Origin of the sequence: Rheinheimera hassiensis (genome assembly GCF_022436675.1) — a bacterium.
GTDB classification, from domain to species: domain Bacteria; phylum Pseudomonadota; class Gammaproteobacteria; order Enterobacterales; family Alteromonadaceae; genus Alishewanella; species Alishewanella hassiensis.
On the sequence record NZ_JAKUJZ010000002.1, the window covers coordinates 311,136 to 329,257 of the forward strand.

Annotated in this window: 14 protein-coding genes; 10 read left to right on the forward strand and 4 right to left on the reverse strand. The window is 50.0% G+C overall.

Features of this window, described 5'->3' with window-relative positions; all coding sequences use genetic code 11:
• Window positions 1-34: 34 nt before the first annotated feature.
• The 5 genes from MJX74_RS04350 (at window position 35) to MJX74_RS04370 (ending at window position 9,559) form a co-directional block, all read left to right on the forward strand.
• The gene (locus tag MJX74_RS04350; protein WP_240221184.1) at window positions 35-3,298 is read left to right on the forward strand and encodes an efflux RND transporter permease subunit; all 3,264 of its coding nucleotides are present in this window, start codon (window positions 35-37) and stop codon (window positions 3,296-3,298) included.
• Window positions 3,295-6,348 (forward strand): efflux RND transporter permease subunit, encoded by a 3,054-nt coding sequence (locus MJX74_RS04355; protein ID WP_240221186.1) that lies wholly within the window; start codon window positions 3,295-3,297, stop codon window positions 6,346-6,348. Before MJX74_RS04350 ends, MJX74_RS04355 begins: the two co-directional genes overlap by 4 nt.
• A gap of 289 nt (window positions 6,349-6,637) precedes the next feature.
• On the forward strand, window positions 6,638-7,216 hold the full coding sequence (locus tag MJX74_RS04360) for a TMEM165/GDT1 family protein (RefSeq protein ID WP_240221188.1): 579 nt from the start codon (window positions 6,638-6,640) through the stop codon (window positions 7,214-7,216).
• 141 nt (window positions 7,217-7,357) lie between these two features.
• Complete coding sequence (locus tag MJX74_RS04365) at window positions 7,358-7,708, forward strand: DUF4870 family protein (RefSeq protein WP_240221190.1); 351 nt, start codon at window positions 7,358-7,360, stop codon at window positions 7,706-7,708.
• 156 nt (window positions 7,709-7,864) lie between these two features.
• Window positions 7,865-9,559, forward strand: a complete 1,695-nt coding sequence (locus MJX74_RS04370) for a dipeptidyl-peptidase 3 family protein (RefSeq protein WP_240221192.1) — start codon at window positions 7,865-7,867, stop codon at window positions 9,557-9,559.
• A gap of 40 nt (window positions 9,560-9,599) precedes the next feature.
• Here the strand turns inward: MJX74_RS04370 and MJX74_RS04375 are convergent, their stop codons facing one another.
• Both MJX74_RS04375 and MJX74_RS04380 read right to left on the reverse strand, forming a co-directional pair.
• The gene (locus MJX74_RS04375) at window positions 9,600-10,247 is read right to left on the reverse strand and encodes an energy-coupling factor ABC transporter permease (RefSeq protein ID WP_240221194.1); all 648 of its coding nucleotides are present in this window, start codon (window positions 10,245-10,247) and stop codon (window positions 9,600-9,602) included.
• A 53-nt stretch (window positions 10,248-10,300) separates the two neighbouring features.
• Window positions 10,301-10,492, reverse strand: a complete 192-nt coding sequence (locus tag MJX74_RS04380) for a hypothetical protein (protein ID WP_240221197.1) — start codon at window positions 10,490-10,492, stop codon at window positions 10,301-10,303.
• A 122-nt stretch (window positions 10,493-10,614) separates the two neighbouring features.
• Between MJX74_RS04380 and MJX74_RS04385 the strand changes: the two genes are divergently transcribed.
• The 3 genes from MJX74_RS04385 (at window position 10,615) to MJX74_RS04395 (ending at window position 13,296) form a co-directional block, all read left to right on the forward strand.
• Window positions 10,615-11,640, forward strand: coding sequence for a GlxA family transcriptional regulator (locus MJX74_RS04385; RefSeq protein WP_240221199.1), 1,026 nt, complete (start codon window positions 10,615-10,617; stop codon window positions 11,638-11,640).
• A gap of 86 nt (window positions 11,641-11,726) precedes the next feature.
• Window positions 11,727-12,107 (forward strand): BlaI/MecI/CopY family transcriptional regulator, encoded by a 381-nt coding sequence (locus tag MJX74_RS04390; protein WP_240221201.1) that lies wholly within the window; start codon window positions 11,727-11,729, stop codon window positions 12,105-12,107.
• Window positions 12,100-13,296, forward strand: coding sequence for a M56 family metallopeptidase (locus MJX74_RS04395; RefSeq protein WP_240221203.1), 1,197 nt, complete (start codon window positions 12,100-12,102; stop codon window positions 13,294-13,296). The genes MJX74_RS04390 and MJX74_RS04395 overlap by 8 nt, the downstream gene beginning before the upstream one ends.
• 110 nt (window positions 13,297-13,406) lie before the next feature.
• Here the strand turns inward: MJX74_RS04395 and MJX74_RS04400 are convergent, their stop codons facing one another.
• Window positions 13,407-14,204 (reverse strand): DODA-type extradiol aromatic ring-opening family dioxygenase, encoded by a 798-nt coding sequence (locus MJX74_RS04400; protein ID WP_240221205.1) that lies wholly within the window; start codon window positions 14,202-14,204, stop codon window positions 13,407-13,409.
• Between the two features lie 131 nt (window positions 14,205-14,335).
• On the opposite strand from MJX74_RS04400, the gene ybaK reads away from it, so the two are divergent.
• Together ybaK and MJX74_RS04410 are read left to right on the forward strand one after the other, a co-directional pair.
• The gene (ybaK, locus tag MJX74_RS04405) at window positions 14,336-14,806 is read left to right on the forward strand and encodes a Cys-tRNA(Pro) deacylase (protein WP_240221207.1); all 471 of its coding nucleotides are present in this window, start codon (window positions 14,336-14,338) and stop codon (window positions 14,804-14,806) included.
• Window positions 14,807-14,825: 19 nt separating this feature from the next.
• On the forward strand, window positions 14,826-15,635 hold the full coding sequence (locus MJX74_RS04410; RefSeq protein WP_240221209.1) for a TlpA family protein disulfide reductase: 810 nt from the start codon (window positions 14,826-14,828) through the stop codon (window positions 15,633-15,635).
• A 94-nt stretch (window positions 15,636-15,729) separates the two neighbouring features.
• Here the strand turns inward: MJX74_RS04410 and katG are convergent, their stop codons facing one another.
• Window positions 15,730-17,955 (reverse strand): catalase/peroxidase HPI, encoded by a 2,226-nt coding sequence (katG, locus tag MJX74_RS04415; RefSeq protein ID WP_240221211.1) that lies wholly within the window; start codon window positions 17,953-17,955, stop codon window positions 15,730-15,732.
• Window positions 17,956-18,122: the final 167 nt, after the last annotated feature.

An 18,122-nucleotide genomic window follows, 5' to 3' on the forward strand; every position in this document is an offset into this window, starting at 1 on the left:
AAAACAATAATATAAGCACACAGGACCTGATGCCATGAAGCTGGTTGATATAGCTGTAACCCGCCCCGTTACTATCTGGATGTTTACACTGGGTATTTTACTCTTTGGTTTGGTGGCCGCCGGCCGCCTGGCCGTAAATTTACTGCCGGACTTATCTTATCCGTCGTTAACCGTGCGTACCGAATTTATTGGTGCGGCACCAGCCGAAGTAGAGCAGCTGGTGAGTAAACCGATTGAAGAGTCTGTCGGTATTGTTAAAGGCGTACGCAAAGTACAGTCGGTGTCGCGTTCGGGCCGCTCTGATGTAGTGATGGAGTTTGACTGGGGCACCGATATGGATCTGGCCGCGCTGGAAGTACGGGAAAAACTCGATGTACTACTGCTGCCGCTGGAAATTGAAAAGCCCTTATTACTGCGCTTTAACCCTAACCTTGACCCGATAGTACGGTTGGCATTAAGCCGTGATAACGCCGGTGAGGCGCTAAGTCCGGCGCAACTGGTAAGCCTGCGTACCTTTGCCGAAGAAGATTTACGCCGTGCGCTGGAATCATTACCCGGCGTAGCCGCAGTGCGGCCCGATGGTGGTTTAAGCCAGGAAATCCAAATTCTGCTGAATCCGGAAAAGCTTAGCCAGCTGCAACTGGATATCAGCCAGATCACCGAGCGTTTACGCCAGGAAAACCTTAATCAGGCCGGTGGTCGCTTAGAAACGCCCAGCTATGACTATCTGGTGCGTACCATTAACCAGTTTGCCAACCTGCAGCAAATTGAAAATTTATATGTAGCAGAAGTAGCCGGCAGCCAGATCCGCTTATCGGATATTGCCGAAGTGCGCGACAGCTTTGTTGACCGCCAAAGCATTACCTATATCGATGGCAAAGAAGCGATAGAAGTCGCCATTTACAAAGAGGGCGATGCCAATACCGTGCAGGTAGCTAAAACCTTGCTGGCGCAATTACCCCAACTGGAAAAATCACTGCCTGCCGGTTACCGCTTAACGTTGGTGTATGACCAGTCTGAGTTTATTAAACAGGCCATTGATGAGGTGAAATCTTCCGCCGTTATCGGTGGTTTGCTGGCAATGCTGGTGCTGTATCTGTTTTTACGTAACGTCTGGGCCACGCTGATTATCTCGGTATCGATACCGGTATCGGTTATCGCAACCTTTAATCTGATGTACGGTCAGGGTATTACGTTGAATATGATGAGCCTGGGCGGTATCGCACTGGCAGTGGGCTTGCTGGTAGATAATGCGATAGTAGTGCTGGAGAATATTGCCCGGCACAAAGAGCAGGGCAAAGATGCCTTTACCGCTGCTAAAACCGGCACCCGTGAAGTGGCGATGGCCATTACGGCCTCTACGTTAACTACGGTGGCGGTGTTTTTCCCGCTGGTATTTGTTGAAGGTATCGCCGGGCAGCTGTTTCGCGATCAGGCATTAACCGTCACTTTCGCCTTACTGGCTTCTTTAGTGGTGGCGTTAACCCTTATTCCTACTATGGCAGCTCGGGAAGGCAAAGCTAAAGCCGCTGCACTGGCACCGGCATCAGAGCCAGACACTGCGCCACACATTCGTCGCTGGTATTACTGGCCAACCTGGCCGTTGCGTATGCTGGGTCGGGCACTGCGCGGTTTAATGTTGTTGCTGGTTGCGGCGCTAACCTTAATATTTCGTTTGATTAGCCGCACTCTGGCTTTGGTATTTAAACCTCTGCTTTGGGTGGTACAGTGGCTGCTAAACCGGTTGGAAGCGTTTTACCGTTATGCACTGCAAGGTGCGCTGGCGCTAAAAGGCTTAACAATAGTGATTACGTTGGCACTGGCTGGTGCCTGTTTTGCCCTGTTACCCCGGCTGGGAGCAGATGTGATACCCGCCATGAGCCAGGGTGAGTTTTATGTTGAAGTACAACTGCCGGTAGGCAGCTCTATTGAGCAAACCGACAAAGTATTAGTGCGCCTGGCAGCGATTGCGGCAGAGCAAAGCGCGGTAAAACGCAGCTATGCCCAGGCCGGTACCGGTGCACAAATGACAGTCGACCCCAGTATCGGCGGCAGCCACTGGGGCCGCTTGAATATAGTGTTGCAAAGCGGTACTGATGCACAGCAAGAGCAACAGGTAATTGCTACTTTACGTGATTATCTGGCGCAGTTGCCTGACGTTACCGTGAAAATAGACCGGCCACAGCTGTTTAGCTTTAGCACACCGCTGGAGGTTGAATTATCCGGTTATGAGCTGCCAGAGTTGAAAACCGCTGCCGACAATCTGGTTGCCGCACTGGAAGCCGATGGGCGCTTTACTGATGTAAAAACCAGCCTGCGCCCCGGCCAACCTGAAATTACGCTGTATTTTAACCACGGTTTGCTATCGCAACTGGGCATGACATCGCACGAAGTTGCCAAAAGAGTGGCGGCTTATGTTGGCGGTGAACTGGCAGGGCAGTATTCAGTTAATGACCGTAAAGTGGATATCCGCGTGCGGTTAGCCGAACAATACCGCCAAACCGAGCAGCAACTGGCGCAGCTGATTATTAACCCCGGCAGTGCCAAGCCGTTGCCACTATCTGCTGTTGCGCGTATCGAGCGCGAAACCGGCCCCAGCGAAATTACCCGCATCGGCCAGCAACGGGTTGCCGTGGTAAGTGCTAACCTGGCCTTTGGTGATTTAGAGCAAGCAACTCAAAGTGCGGCTGCTATTTTAGCCGCACAGCGTCTGCCTTATGGTGTAACTGCGGCGGTAATGGGCCAGAGCGAAGAAATGCAGCGCGCTTATACCTCACTGACCATGGCGCTGTTACTGGCGGTATTTTTAGTGTATCTGGTGATGGCATCGCAATTTGAAAACCTGCTGCAGCCGCTGCTGATCCTGTTTACTGTGCCGCTGGCCGGTGCCGGCGCCATTCTGGGGTTGTGGCTTACCGATACCCGGCTGTCTGTTATCGTATTTATCGGCCTTATAATGCTGGCCGGTATAGTGGTCAATAACGCCATTGTACTGATTGACCGCATTAACCAGCTGCGCGGTGAAGGCGTTGCACTGCAACAGGCCATTATTGAAGCCGGTGCCAGCCGCTTACGGCCGGTATTAATGACCACCTTAACCACCATTCTGGGCTTGTTGCCGATGGCACTGGGCACCGGCGATGGCAGTGAAATCCGCGCGCCTATGGCGATTACCGTGATCTTTGGTTTGGCACTTGCCACTATGCTGACATTGCTGTTTATTCCGGTGTTATATGCGCTGGTAAGCCGTGATACCCCGGTCATACAGGAAAACCGTAATCAGGAGATCAGCGTATGAGCCAGCAACCGCTTGCTATAACGCGCTTTGCGCTGACACGGCCGGTTACCATTTGCATGATATTTTTGTCGATGCTGGTATTTGGTATTCTTGCCAGCCGTATGCTGCCACTGGAAAAATTCCCCGGTATTGATATTCCACAAATTTTTATCAATGTGCCGTACAACAACGCCACGCCGACTGAAATAGAGCGCCTGATTACCCGGCCGCTGGAAGAAGCGCTGGCCACGGTAACCGGCATTAAGCAAATGCGCTCCTGGTCAAATGAAAACAGCGCTGAGGTGTCGCTGGAATTTAAGTGGGAAGAAAACATTAACAGCAAAAGCATAGAGGTGCGCGAACGCTTAGACAGCATCCGCCATTTGCTGCCCAAAGATGTTGAGCGTGTGCTGGTATTTCAGTTTAACACCAACGATATGCCGATATTTCAGCTGCGTATTTCCAGTGAACGCGACTTGGCGATGGCGTACGACTTGCTTGAGCGACAGATCAAACGGCCATTAGAGCGGGTGCAGGGCGTATCTAAAGTTGAGTTATACGGCGTAGAAAAACGTCAGGTGGTGATTCGGCTTAACCCCGACAAAATGCGCGCGCTGAATATCGATGCGGCCGAGCTGGTAAGCACGCTACAGGGCTATAACTTCGCCATGACCGCCGGTGAGCTGCGCAATATCAACAATAGCATTCTGGTAAAACCGGTAGGGGAGTACCGTGAGCTGGAAGAAATTGCCTCGTTACCGCTGCGCCCTGGCTTAAGTTTACGTGAAGTGGCCACAGTGCAGCTGGAGCTGCCAAAACGTGAAGATGGCCGCCATCTTGATCAAACCTACGCCGTTGGGATGAATGTGTATAAAGAGTCGGGCGCTAATCTGGTTGAAGTGGCCAAAGCTGCGTTGGCAGTGGTGCAGGCCGCTGATGACGACCCGGCGTTTAACGGAATCAGCCTGTATATTATGGACGATACCGCCAAAGGCGTCACAACGTCGCTGGCCGATTTACTCAGCGCCGGTGGCGTAGGGGCGCTGTTATCTTTTGCTGTGCTGTATTTATTTTTACGCCATATTGGCACCACTATGGTGGTGGTGCTGGCGGTACCGGTGTCTATTTGTATTGCGCTGGGCGTTATGTATTTTCTTGACTACAGCTTAAATATATTAAGCATGATGGGGCTGATGCTGGCCGTGGGCATGCTGGTAGATAACGCCGTAGTGGTAACCGAGAGTATTTTCCGTGAGCGCGCTGCCGGTGGTGATGTAAAAGCCGCCACCGCACGCGGTGTGCGCCGGGTAAGCCTGGCAGTAGTGGCCGGTACTGCTACTACCGCCATTGTATTTTTACCCAATATTGTTGGCCAGAAAATGGAACTGACCATCTTTTTAGAGCACGTAGCCATTGCCATTTGTTTATGCCTTGCGGTAAGCCTGCTAATGGCATTAACGCTGATCCCATTGTTAACCACCCGCTTAACCGTGCAACCGGTAAAAGAGCAGCAGGCAGGTATGCTGGAAAGCCGATACCGCAAAACACTGGGTTGGGTAATGTATCACCCGCGTTGGTCGGCATTTATCGCGTTGTTATTACTTGGCAGTATTGTGATACCGATGGGGGCCGTATCTGGCGGTGACGACGATAACGAAGGCAGCGACCGTATTTTCTTAAATTACAATGTGCAGGGTAACTATGCGCTGAGCGAAGTAGAGGCAGAAGTTGGTATTATGGAGGCCTACTTATATGCCAACAAAGACAAGTTCGATATTGAGTCTGTATACAGCTACTACCGCGCAGGTCAGGCCAATTCGATCATTATTTTAAAACCAGAGCTAAGCCAGCCTCTGGCACAGTTAAAAGACGCTATCCGCCAAGACTGGCCTGCGCTGGTAAGGTCTAAACCGTCTTTTGGCTGGGGCAGTAATGGTGGTTTACAGGTGCATTTACTGGGCCGCTCTACTGAGGTACTGCTAAAACTGGCTGCCGACATTGAGCCGATGCTGGCTGGCGTTACGGGGCTGGAGGATGTCAGCTCTGAAATTGCTCACGGCCAGCAGGAAATTCAGATCACGTTAAAGCTCGACCAGCTGCAGCGCCATGGTTTAAACGCGCAGCAGGTTGCCAATGCCGTATCGCTGGCACTGCGCGGCACCAACCTGCGCACTTTCAGAAGTGCCGAGCAGGGCGAGCTGTTAATGCGTGTGCTGTACGATGAAAAGATAAGCCATTCACTGGCCGAGCTGTCGGCGTTGCCAATACTGAACAAAGACGGCGTGGTGATAAGCCTGCAACAGCTGGCCGTACTGACGATGGCGCCAAGGCTGGATCAAATTAGCCGTTTTGATCGCCAAACCGGCATCGCCATCAGAATGAACCTGGCGAAAGACTACACCATGGACACCGCGCGCGAAGACATTAAAAAGGTGATGGATAAACTGGCGTTGCCGGCAGGCTATCGCTGGTCGTTTCAGGGCAGTTTTCAGCAGCAGGATGAATCGCAGCAGGTGATGATGGTTAATATGTTGCTGGCTGTCGCCATGATCTATCTGGTAATGGCGGCGTTGTTTGAATCCTTGCTGTTACCTACAGCAGTAATAGGCTCGTTATTGTTCTCGCTGGTAGGCGTGTTCTGGACCTTTATGTTTACCGGCACCACTATGGGCATTATGGGTATGATAGGCATGCTGGTGCTAATGGGTATAGTGGTAAACAACGGCATAGTACTGGTAGACAGGATCAATCAGGACAGGCAGGAACAGCCAGAAGCAACACTGCGTGAACTGATTATCAGTGCCAGCGAATCACGGTTGCGGCCAATACTGATGACAGTATCTACCACCGTTTTGGGTTTATTACCGCTGGCTATGGGCGGCACCCAAATAGGCGGTGACGGCCCAAGCTACGCACCAATGGCCATTGCTATTATTGGTGGTTTGCTGTTTTCTACCCTGACCAGTTTAGTGCTGGTGCCACTGACCTACTTGGGGCTGGTTAACCTGATCGGAGGCTGGGCCAGCTGGCGCGCTAATGCCAAACGCTGGGCTGATAAAGTCTGGGCCTGAGGATGATGTATGGCGTGTTGATGTGAGCAAACTGCGTCATCCGTGACATGCTAAGGGCGCTGATTAGCGCTTTACAGCCGCGCGCAAACTCACTAGAATGCGCGCTGCCTTAAGGGAGTAATCTGCAGCCGTATTATACGGTTGCGCTACGGTCAACATACTTGTGCCACCTGCACATGGCCGTATCGTTCAAAGCCTGCTTTGAATTGATGAGACTTAAGACACACTACTGGCCCAAAGCGGGAGCCGGTGCTGTGTCTTATGTTTATATCCCGCTAAGGTGCAGTTGATGGAAGCCTTTTTATCCTCTTTTACCGCCGTAGCTATTGCTGAAATTGGCGATAAAACCCAGTTACTCTCCTTGTTTCTTGCTGCCAGATTTCGCTCTAAAAGTGCGATCATTGCCGGTATCTTAGTGGCAACTTTGCTGAACCATGCGGCATCGGCCTGGCTGGGGGTATGGGTGGCGCAGTTTATTCCGCAAGGCTGGCACAACTGGCTGCTGGGCGGCTCTTTTATTGCGGTAGCGCTATGGCTGTTAATTCCGGACAAAGACGACAGTGGAGACACCAGCGTACTGCGTTTTGGTGCTTTTGCTGCCAGCTGCATATTGTTTTTTCTGGCCGAAATTGGCGATAAAACCCAGATAGCTACGGTGATACTGGCAGCCAGTTTTGAAGATGCCGTGTGGATGGTAATTGTGGGTACTACGCTGGGTATGCTGGCTGCCAATGTGCCGGTAGTGTATGCCGGCAGCTGGTTGTTGCAGAAAATCTCTCTGGACTGGGCGCGCCGCGCTGCTTGTGCCGTATTTATGTTGCTTGGGTTTTATATCATCTGCTCTGACCAGCTTATGATGTTGGGGTAAATAGTCGTTTAGCGCATTGAAGCCATTGAATAATATTGCATTTACGGATATGTTGCTTAACGAAACTGTTGAGTCAGCTTAACATTAGGTTGACGCTGGTTTTATTAAAAAAACAATAGCTGAAGTAAAGGAGAGTAGGTCATGAATGACTTTAATGCGGTACCGGCAGTCAATTCGTCAACAGCAAAGCTGGTCTATATACTGTATTTGGTGGGATTAGTATTCGGTATTACCGGTATTATCGGCGTTATTATTGCCTATGTTAATAAAGAAGATGGCCCGGATTGGCTGCAAAGCCATTATCGTTTTCAAATCCGCACTTTCTGGATGGGGCTGCTGTTCATGATCGTTGGCGGTATTTTATTGGTCGTCATGATTGGCTGGCTGGTCTATCTGTTCTGGATCGTCTGGTTGATTATCCGCTGCGTAAAAGGCCTGAAGCAGCTTGAACTGCAACAGCCTGTGCAGGACGAAAAAACCTGGATGTTCTAAACTGTTTTTCATAAAAAAGCGAAGCTCAGGCTTCGCTTTTTTGTTTATGGCAGCTTTCTTACGTATTTCCGTCACAGTGCTATTGAACTGCCGGCGTGCTTTTTCTACCCTGTATCCGTTCAGCAAAATGTTGCACAACTAAAACAGGATCCCACTATGCGTTATAACGCCCTTTATCTGGCACTGGCTTTTGCCGGTGTGCTAAGCGCCTGCTCTCCGGCAGACAACACGTCTTCTCCAACATCAGCAAATTCTGACGCTAAAGCAGCTGAAACAACGGCAACGGTAAGCTTGTTACCGGCATTTGAAAAGCGGCTGGATATTTACCGCAGTGTTGATTTAACGGCAGATTTATCCGCGCTTAGCGATAATCAGCGCGTTATGCTGAGCAAGCTGATTGATGCCAGTAAAATTATGGATGAGCTGTTCTGGCAACAGGCTTTTGCTGAAGAGAAAGCGGCTTTTCTGGCGAAACTGCCAGAAGGAAAAGCACGCACTTTTGCTGATATCAATTATGGTCCCTGGGACAGATTGAAAGGCGATGAGCCGTTTCTCAGCGGCTATGCTGAAAAACCTGCCGGGGCACAGTTTTATCCTGCTGATATGACCAAACAGGAGTTTGAAACAGCAGAGCTTAGCGACAAAACCGGGCTGTATTCGGTAATACGCCGCGACAGCGAAGGTAAGCTGCATACCATACCTTATTCCGTGCAATACAAAACAGAGCTGGAAGCCGCTGCGAAACTGCTGACAGAAGCCTCAGTACTGGCCGAAGACAAAGAGTTTGCCGAATATCTTAAACTGCGGGCGCAGGCGTTACTGACTGACAACTATCAGCCATCAGATTTTGCCTGGATGGCGATGAAAAACAACCCGATCGAGCTGGTGATTGGCCCGATAGAAACCTATGAAGATCAGCTGTTTGGTTACCGTGCCGCGTTTGAAGCCTATGTACTGATAAAAGATTTAAGCTGGAGCGAAAAACTGGCGAAGTATGCAGCCACTTTACCGGCGCTGCAAAAGGGGTTACCGGTAGCAGAAGCGTATAAAACTGAAACACCGGGTTCAGATGCCGACTTAAATGCTTATGATGTCATTTACTACGCGGGCCACTCTAACGCCGGCTCTAAAACGATTGCGATAAACCTGCCAAATGATGAGCAGGTACAGCTGGAAAAAGGCACCCGCCGTTTACAGCTTAAAAACGCTATGCAGGCCAAATTTGACCATATTATGCTGCCTATTGCAGATTTACTGATCGCACCTGAGCAGCGCAAGCATGTCACCTTTAATGCGTTTTTTAACAACACTATGTTCCATGAAGTAGCACATGGGCTGGGCATCAAAAATACCATTAATGATAAAGGCTCTGTACGTCAGGCGTTAAAAGAACATGCTTCAGCGTTGGAAGAAGGCAAAGCCGATATTCTTGGCCTGTATATGATTACCCAGCTAAAACAGCAGGGTATGCTGGATGAGGGGGAGCTGGAAGATTATTACACCACCTTTATGGCGGGTATTTTCCGTTCGGTGCGTTTTGGAGCCTCCAGCGCGCATGGTAAAGCCAATATGATCCGCTTTAATTATTTTGCCGAACAGGGCGCTTTTGTCCGTAACGACGATGGCACCTATCAGGTGGATTATCCGAAAATGCAGGCGGCTATGGCGTCGTTATCTGAGCTGATCCTAACACTGCAAGGCGATGGTAATTACGACGGCGTTGCCGCACTGGTAGCGGATAAAGGCGTGATTAAACCGCAACTCTCTGCAGATCTGGCTCGTTTGGCGGCTGCCGATATACCGGTTGATGTGGTGTTTAACCAGGGGAAAGAGATCCTGGGTTTAAAATAAGCACAGTGTACGGGCAGCATGCGTGCTGCCCGTTACGCATTTATCTGTCGGGAGATAAGTATTCCCTGTCATAGAAAGTGCGCAGCCAGTGCGGCCGGTAAATAGCCATCAGCGTTATGGCGCTGCCGTTAAGCAGAGCTTCGGGAAACCAGATCAGCAGCGCTAACAGCCAGTAATCATTGGTTATAATATGCCAACTGTAGCGCCCTTCCAGACCATACCACAGTGATGTCAGGCTAATTTGCAGCACTATCGTTAGTGCCGCTGTAAGAAAGCCGGCGACAAAAATATACACAAACAGGTGGAGGGTTAAGTAACGGTAGCTGGCCAGAAACAACGTGTAGCTAAATAAACCCGGCAGAATAAAGCTGCTTAGCGCATATAAACCGGCATCAGCCCAGTGCAGTTTGCCAAAAACTATCAGTAACAGCATCGGCAGCAGGCAAATCCAGTTTGCAATACGCCAGCCATGACATAGCACCAGCGTAGTTAGCAGTAAAAAATGCAAGTTCAGCCCTTGTTGAATACCGGCCTGCACACTCCACAATAAACTCAACACTACGGCAGAGGCTAAAACAAAATGCTGGTAACCCGGCTCTGCCTTCAGTTTGGGCAAAAACTCGCGTGGATAAAAGTACAGTAAAACCGCCAATGCACTAAAGGCGCCTGCAATTTGCCAACTGGTCATTCTGTGCTATCCCGCCGTCATAACATCCTCTGATTGTAACGGCTGTTTACTGCTCAGTCATCGCTGTTGTGATCAGAGTGCTCCAGATAGCGGCCAGCACCCAATGCTGTGCTGATAAGCAACACCGGTATAGCAAAAAAATGCATCATCAGTGATAACTCTGCGGCAAAGTTGATCCAGAAAATAACCAGCCAGCTCATCAGCCATGCGGCTATGCTCAGCCATTTTGTTGTAAAGCTGTTCATACTGCCTCCCATCTGCATTGTTAAGGTCCCTGTTATTCTAGGCCTTGCCTTTGCAATAACGCAGTGTCACTATTGATAAAAATAAGGTGGATAGTGACAAATTGCCTGCGCAGGATAAACAGATGAAACAGATTGCTATACTGGCTAACCACAACAGCATCAGCAGCGATGTATTTGCGCTGCTGGACTATTTTGAATATTGCAATGTGCTTTGGGCGTTGCAGCATCAAACAGTAACACCGTTGTTTCATTGCTATCCGGTTTCGCCAGACGGCATGGCGCTTAAACTAAAGCCGGGTGTCGAATTAGCTGTTCAGCCACATTCTTGGCAGCAGGCGGATGCCCTGATTTTACCGCCAGCTTATGCTTACCGGCGTGCCGAGCTGGCTGCACTGGCCACGCAATCAGCAGCCTATTACAGTGGTTTACATCAGGCGGCAGAGCGGGGCAGTTTAATTGCGGCCAGTTGTACCGGTACTTATATCCTGGCCGGTAGCGGCTTGCTTGATCATCGCAATGCCACCAGTAGCTGGTTTTTTAAAGAGATATTCCGCAGCCTGTATCCCAATGTGCATTTACAACTGAATAAACTGCTGGTGCAGGACGGCAACCTGCTAACTGCCGGAGCTACCACCTCTTATATTAATTTATGCCTGGCGCTAACCGAACAGTTAGCCGGCGAGCAGTTTGCCCGGCAGATGGCAAAAATTATGCTGACCGATCCCAACCGCACCTCGCAGGTACCCTACATGGACTTATCCATCGGTTTGCAGCATAACGACTCGTTAATTGTGCAAATACAAGCCTACCTTAACCAGCATTTGGCGCAGCCTTTTGTATTGGATCAGTTAGCAGAGCAGTTTCATCTGACCAAGCGCACCTTGCTGCGCCGCTTTAAAACCGCGCTGAATGACACGCCACTGAATTATTTGCAGCGCTTACGGGTAGAGCAAGCTAAGCGTTTGCTGGAAACCACTAACCAGCCAATAGAGCAAATCGTGTTGCAAGTGGGCTATGAAGATGTCAGCTCGTTTCGCAAGTTATTTCTTAATTACACCGAACTTACCCCCAGCCAATACCGGCAAAAGTTTATGCTGGGTGACACCTTTAACTGCTGCCCGACAGAGCGCCTTGTTGCAGATAGCTGAAAAATAATTTTAGCAACAGCTTGCGCCTATAGATTACATCTGTAATATTAATTGTATTACAGGTGTAATCTATAAGGTGTTTTTATATGATCGAAATCAGCAATGCCGAACTTAGCGTAATGCAGGTGTTGTGGCAGCGTCAGCTGCTAAGCGCCAACGACGTGGTTGCGGCGCTGTGCAATGACAAAGACTGGCACGAGAAAACCGTAAAAACACTGCTGAACCGGCTGGTAAGCAAAGGTGCACTGGGCTTTGATAAAGATGGCAGGGCCTATTTATATTACCCGCTTATTGCCGAGCAGGATTATCAGTTGCAGCAGGGCCGCTCTTTTGTCGAGCGTATATTTGCCGGCCGTGTCGCGCCGCTGGTAGCGGGCTTTGCCAGCCAGAATAAACTCAACGCCGATGATGTGCAGCAGTTAAAGCAATTGATTGCTGATTGGGAGCAGGAGCAGCACCATGACTGATTATCTGCTGCACGTGTCAGTGCCGTTGTCGCTACTGCTTATAGTTTTACTGGTAACCCAGCAATATCTGCTTAAGCCCCTGGGGGCTCGCACCCTATATGCCCTGTGGGCTGCAGTGCCACTTCTGCTACTTTGCGCTTCTATTACACCGTTACTGCCGCAGGTTGTTGAAGCGGGCGCTATGAAGCGCTATCAGGTAGGAATACAGCAACTCACGGCAGCAGCAGATAACATTAACTGGCTGTTTTGGTTATGGCTTAGCGGGGTAATGCTGTGCAGCCTCTTTTTGTTGCTTAGTTACATCAGCGGCCGCGCTCAGTTTAACCGTGCAACGCCGCTTAGTGGCAATAATACGCCAGCGTATTGTCGTCAGGCGGATAACCGCAGCGGTCCTTATATCACCGGTTTAATTACACCACGAATTGTGCTGCCGCATGACTTTTTTACCCGCTTTGATGCCACCCAGCAGCAGCTTATTTTGCAGCATGAGCTGACACACTGGCGCAGGGGCGACTTACATCTCAATTACCTGGCTCTGGTATTGGTTAGCCTGTTTTGGTTTAACCCCTTGGTGTGGCTGGCGTATCGGCAATACCGTAACGCCCAGGAGCTGGCCTGCGATGCAGTGGTAACAAAATATGCCAGCAAGGCAGAAAGAATTGCTTATGGTTATGCCTTACTAAGCAGTACACAGCAGTCATCAGCAAACTGGTGGCCGCTTACTCATCACTATGGAGACTTTAACACTATGAAACAACGCATTACGCAACTACAGCGTCAGCAAGGTATCAGCAAAACAGTGGTATTGGGTACAATGGCACTGGTGATTGCTGCTACATTATTGCTGCAACAACCGGTTATGGCTGGTGTGAGCAAAACTCAGCAGCTTGCTGCGGTTATGCGCATTGAGCCACGTTACCCACTGCAAGCTGCAGAACAGGGGATCTCAGGTTATGTGCAGATTAAATTTGATGTCGATGCACAAGGTAAAGTGATCAATGCAAGTGTCGTGAAATCGAGTCCTGAAAAGGTATTTGATAAAGAGGCATTACGTGCCCTGACGCAATGGCAGTATACCGCTACCGGCAAGCTGCATCTGGCGCAAATGGTGCAACTGGATTTTGAACTGGATACCGTACAAGCAGATATGGAGCGAGTCAGCGTAACGCCGGCAGCAAAAAAGGGCTGATGGTGTAGCAAAACAAGTTGGATACCAGTTGGATAGAAGTGCAATAAAGCAGCGTTTACACCGCAGTGCCGTTTAAAGGCGCTGCTTTATTGCATTTGGGCATCGGTGTTTTACCAGCCAAACGCCAGCACGGTTTTGTGTAGCACCTTGTCGTTAAACAGTACCCGCGCTGTACTACCTTTGGCGGCGCCCAGGCAAACGTGCAGCGGCAGCAGGTGCTCTTCGCGCGGGTGCATTAACCGGGCATCAGGCGCTTGTTGCCAGTTAATCAGCCGCTGCGCCTGCTCTGCATAACTGTACTGTGGTTGCAGGCTGTCGATAAGATATTGATTAAACGCCTCTAACTGCGCCTCGCTTACCAGGTTGGTATTAAAAAACGCCTGCATATTATGAAAGCTCATACCGGAGCCGATAATCAGCACGTTTTGCGCGCGTAAAAAGCTAATTGCTTCACCCAAGGCGATATGCATTTTGGCATCAAGGCCTTTTAGCAATGATAACTGCAGCACAGGAATATCAGCTTGCGGGCGCAGCAGCAGTAGCGGCACAAAAACACCATGATCCCAACCGCGGCTGGTATTTAGCTGTGGGCTAAAACCGGCTTGCTGCAGTTTTTCTGCTATTTGCGTTGCCAGCAGTGGTGCGCCAGGGGCTGGGTAGCTAAGCTGATAACTTTGCGCCGGAAAGCCGGAGTAATCAAATAACAACGCCGGGTTGTCAGCTGCAGTAAGTGCCGGTTGGGGGCTTTCCCAATGCGCACTTATTACCAGTATGGCCGCCGGAGTGGCCAGTTTATCGCCAAGCTGAGTAAAGAATTGTGTCAGCGCCTGGTGGTTTGGGTCGCCAAGTAAGGGTAAAGGGCCGCCGCCGTGGGGTAAATACAATACAGGTGCCAGAGTTGGGGTCATTGCGCTGTGCTCGTTGGCAAAATAATATGTTTAGGCTACGCTCGCTAACCGTGCTATGCAATAGATTAATAGTTGCGAAATAACTCAACTTTTAACAGATAAAATCGAATAATATGCAAAAGGATCGCAGTATGACACCGGCAATTGAGTTGGCTAAACAGCGTGGCATTGCGCATCAGGTGCATCAGTATCAGCATGATCCGGCAGCCACTTCGTACGGGCTGGAAGCCGCAGAAAAGCTTGGCCTACTGCCACAGCAGGTATTTAAAACTCTGGTGTTAAGTTTGGATAGTAAACAACTGGCGGTGGCAATATTGCCGGTAGATCAGCAGCTTAGTATGAAACAGCTTGCCAAGGCACTGGGCGCAAAAAAAGCTGATATGGCCAATGCGGCCGATGTGATGCGTAGCACCGGTTATGTATTAGGTGGTGTCAGCCCGCTGGGGCAAAAAAAGCTGTTGCCCACTGTTATTGACAGCTCGGCGCAGCAGTTTGCCACTATTTACGTTAGCGCCGGGCGGCGCGGGCTGGAAATTGAGCTAAGCGCAGCAGATTTACGTCAGTTACTCAACGCGCAGTTTGTAGCATTGTGTCAGTGTTAACTGCCATATCCGGAGAGTTATGATTGCCATTAATATAGGGCCGCTAGCGTTACCGGTGCCGCCGTTGCTGTTGTTGTTTAGTGTAGTGGTAGGCCTGGTTGTTGCCTCGCTGGTAGCGAAACGTCAGCAAAGCCCGGTCACTGATCAGTTGCTAACCGTGTTGCTGGTAAGCCTGCTATTTGGCCGTATCGTTTTTGTACTGCGGTTTATGCAAAGTTATGATTCCTTCTGGCAAATGCTGGATATCCGCGACCGCGGCTTTGATTTTTCTGCCACCATACTGGCAGCCATGATAATGCTTATGCTGCAAATAAAGCGTTATCCCAAACAGCGCAAAGCCTTGTTAAGCGGTGCGCTGTCGGCCGTAGTATTGTTTGCGGTATTAATTACCGTGGTAACGGCAGGCAGGCAACAGGCGCAGTTACCCGATATCGTGCTGTCGCAGTTAGATGGCACCAGTGTTAACCTGCAGCAAAGTAAAGGCCAGCTTACCGTTGTTAATCTCTGGGCCACCTGGTGTCCGCCATGTCGGCGTGAAATGCCGGTATTGGCTAAAGCAGAACAAAACAACCCTGATATTAATTTTCTGCTGATAAACCAGCGTGAGCCCGCCGACACGGTAAAGCAGTTTTTAGCGCAAATGTCGTTACAGTTTTCGCAGGTACTGCTGGATAACACCGGGCAGGTGCCGCAACAGTTTGGCGCTTTTGGCTTGCCGGTAACGCTGTATTTTAATGCACAGGGCCAGCTGGTAGACAGCCATATGGGCGAGGTATCTGACGCCAGTTTGGCGGCGGCTATCAGCAAGCTACGTAACAGTTCACCTTAAGCAGCCATAAACAAGTAGCTATAAAAAGTAACCATAAAAAAACGGGCGCTGTGTAGGCGCCCGTTTTTTGCTTATCACCCATTTATGGTAGTGATTACTTTAAATCAAAGCGATCAGCATGCATTACTTTGGTCCAGGCTTTTACAAAGTCTGCGACAAACTTTTGTTTCGCATCGCTGGCGCCATACACTTCGGCAATAGCGCGTAACTGCGAGTTAGAGCCAAACAATAAATCAACGCGGCTGGCAGTCCATTTTACCTGACCGGTTTTACGATCCCGGCCTTCAAACTGCTCTGCTTCGCTGGAAACAGGAGCCCACTGCGTATTCATATCCAGCAGATTGACAAAGAAGTCATTGCTTAGCGTGCCCGGTTTTGCTGTAAATACGCCATGTTTTGTCTGGCCGTAGTTAGCATCCAGCACCCGCATACCACCAACTAATACAGTCATTTCCGGTGCGGTTAAGGTTAACAGTTGCGCTTTGTCCAGCAGCAGCTCTTCAGCTGATATGGTGTAAGCCTTTTTCATATAGTTACGGAAGCCATCGGCAATCGGCTCCAGCACATCAAACGATTCCGCATCGGTTTGCTCGTCTGTAGCATCGGTGCGGCCAGGGGCAAAAGGCACCGCCACTGGTACACCGGCATCATTAGCGGCTTTTTCTATTGCGGCTGCACCTGCCAGCACAATAATATCGGCCAGTGACACTTTTTTATTACCGCTTTGCGTAGCATTGAAGTTTTGCACAATAGTACCAAGTACACTTAGCACCTGTTGCAACTGTGCCGGTTGGTTTACCTGCCAGTCTTTTTGTGGCGCTAAGCGGATACGGGCACCGTTGGCACCACCACGGCAGTCTGAACCACGGAAGGTAGAAGCTGACGACCAGGCGGTATATACCAGCTGTGATACGCTTAAACCGGATGCCAGAATAGTGGTTTTTAGCTGAGCAATATCCGCATCATTAACCAGTTCGTGATCTACCTCAGGTACCGGGTCTTGCCAGATCAAATCTTCAGCTGGTACTTCCGGCCCCAGATAACGCGATTTTGGCCCCATATCACGGTGAGTTAATTTAAACCAGGCGCGGGCAAAGGCATCGGCAAACTCGGCCGGGTTCTGATGAAAATGTTCAGAGATTTTGCGATATGCCGGATCTTCACGCATCGCCATGTCGGCGGTGGTCATCATAATGCCTACGCGCTGTGTTGCGTCTTCCGCGTCTGGCGCGTGGTCTTTTTCTGCCAGATTTACGGCAGCCCACTGATGCGCCCCGGCCGGGCTTTTTGTCAGCGCCCAGTCGTAGCCAAATAATACATCAAAATAGCTGTTATCCCATTGGGTTGGGGTAGGTGTCCAGGCACCTTCTAAGCCGCTGGTAGTAGTGTCGCGGCCTTTACCGCTTTTAAAGCTATTTTTCCAGCCAAAGCCCATTTGTTCAATAGGCGCAGCTTCTGGCTCTGCACCAACTAAGGCTGCATCACCGGCACCGTGGGTTTTACCAAAGGTGTGGCCGCCTGCAGTTAAGGCTACTGTTTCATAATCATTCATTGCCATGCGGGCGAAAGTTTCACGTACATCACGGCCAGAGCCTAATGGATCAGGCTTGCCATCCGGGCCTTCCGGATTCACGTAAATCAGGCCCATTTGCACAGCAGCTAACGGGTTTTCCAAATCGCGCTCGCCGGAGTAACGGCTGTTAGGCTTGTCGCTGGTGGCTAACCATTCGGTTTCGGCGCCCCAGTAGATATCTTCTTCAGGCTCAAAAATATCAGCCCGGCCGCCGCCAAAACCAAAGGTTTTAAAGCCCATTGATTCCAGTGCTACATTACCGGCAAGAATATATAAATCGGCCCAGGATAATTTGTTACCGTACTTTTGTTTTACCGGCCATAGCAAACGGCGGGCTTTGTCCAGGTTACCGTTGTCAGGCCAGCTGTTCAGTGGCGCAAAGCGCTGGTTACCGGTAGCGGCACCGCCACGGCCATCGCCCATGCGGTAAGTGCCTGCGGCATGCCAGGCCATACGGATCATAAAAGGCCCGTAGTGGCCGTAATCTGCCGGCCACCAATCTTGTGAGTCGGTCATTACATGCTCGAGGTCTTTTTTTACTGCCGCCAGATCAAGTTTTTTAAATTCTTCTGCGTAGTTAAAGTCTTCACCCAGCGGGTTCGATTTTTTATCGTTCTGGTGCAAAATTTTTACATTGAGCTGATTAGGCCACCAGTCCATATTTTTGGTTCCGGCACCACCAACTTTGGTATTGCCGCCGTGCATCACGGGGCATTTTCCGGCTGAGCCGTTGTTGTTATTGTCCATATTTTACTCCTTGCAACGTGGGTTTTATCTGGTTTACGGCATTTGGCCGCTTTAATAATGCATTGACTATAGACCTGAAGCACTAACAGCGAAAGCCAGTTTTACCTATCGTGCTAATCGTTTTTTCGAATTGACTATTGCAAATTTAGTTAATATTTTCAGTGGTT

What these genes read in the sequence shown, in the direction of transcription:
- MJX74_RS04385 (WP_240221199.1), top strand. Translation starts at nt 10,615, where the DNA reads ATGAAACAGATTGCTATACTGGCTAACCACAACAGCATCAGCAGCGAT.
- katG (WP_240221211.1), bottom strand. Translation starts at nt 17,955, where the DNA reads ATGGACAATAACAACAACGGCTCAGCCGGAAAATGCCCCGTGATGCAC.
- MJX74_RS04395 (WP_240221203.1), top strand. Translation starts at nt 12,100, where the DNA reads ATGACTGATTATCTGCTGCACGTGTCAGTGCCGTTGTCGCTACTGCTT.
- MJX74_RS04370 (WP_240221192.1), top strand. Translation starts at nt 7,865, where the DNA reads ATGCGTTATAACGCCCTTTATCTGGCACTGGCTTTTGCCGGTGTGCTA.
- ybaK (WP_240221207.1), top strand. Translation starts at nt 14,336, where the DNA reads ATGACACCGGCAATTGAGTTGGCTAAACAGCGTGGCATTGCGCATCAG.
- MJX74_RS04365 (WP_240221190.1), top strand. Translation starts at nt 7,358, where the DNA reads ATGAATGACTTTAATGCGGTACCGGCAGTCAATTCGTCAACAGCAAAG.
- MJX74_RS04375 (WP_240221194.1), bottom strand. Translation starts at nt 10,247, where the DNA reads ATGACCAGTTGGCAAATTGCAGGCGCCTTTAGTGCATTGGCGGTTTTA.
- MJX74_RS04355 (WP_240221186.1), top strand. Translation starts at nt 3,295, where the DNA reads ATGAGCCAGCAACCGCTTGCTATAACGCGCTTTGCGCTGACACGGCCG.
- MJX74_RS04380 (WP_240221197.1), bottom strand. Translation starts at nt 10,492, where the DNA reads ATGAACAGCTTTACAACAAAATGGCTGAGCATAGCCGCATGGCTGATG.
- MJX74_RS04390 (WP_240221201.1), top strand. Translation starts at nt 11,727, where the DNA reads ATGATCGAAATCAGCAATGCCGAACTTAGCGTAATGCAGGTGTTGTGG.
- MJX74_RS04350 (WP_240221184.1), top strand. Translation starts at nt 35, where the DNA reads ATGAAGCTGGTTGATATAGCTGTAACCCGCCCCGTTACTATCTGGATG.
- MJX74_RS04410 (WP_240221209.1), top strand. Translation starts at nt 14,826, where the DNA reads ATGATTGCCATTAATATAGGGCCGCTAGCGTTACCGGTGCCGCCGTTG.
- MJX74_RS04400 (WP_240221205.1), bottom strand. Translation starts at nt 14,204, where the DNA reads ATGACCCCAACTCTGGCACCTGTATTGTATTTACCCCACGGCGGCGGC.
- MJX74_RS04360 (WP_240221188.1), top strand. Translation starts at nt 6,638, where the DNA reads ATGGAAGCCTTTTTATCCTCTTTTACCGCCGTAGCTATTGCTGAAATT.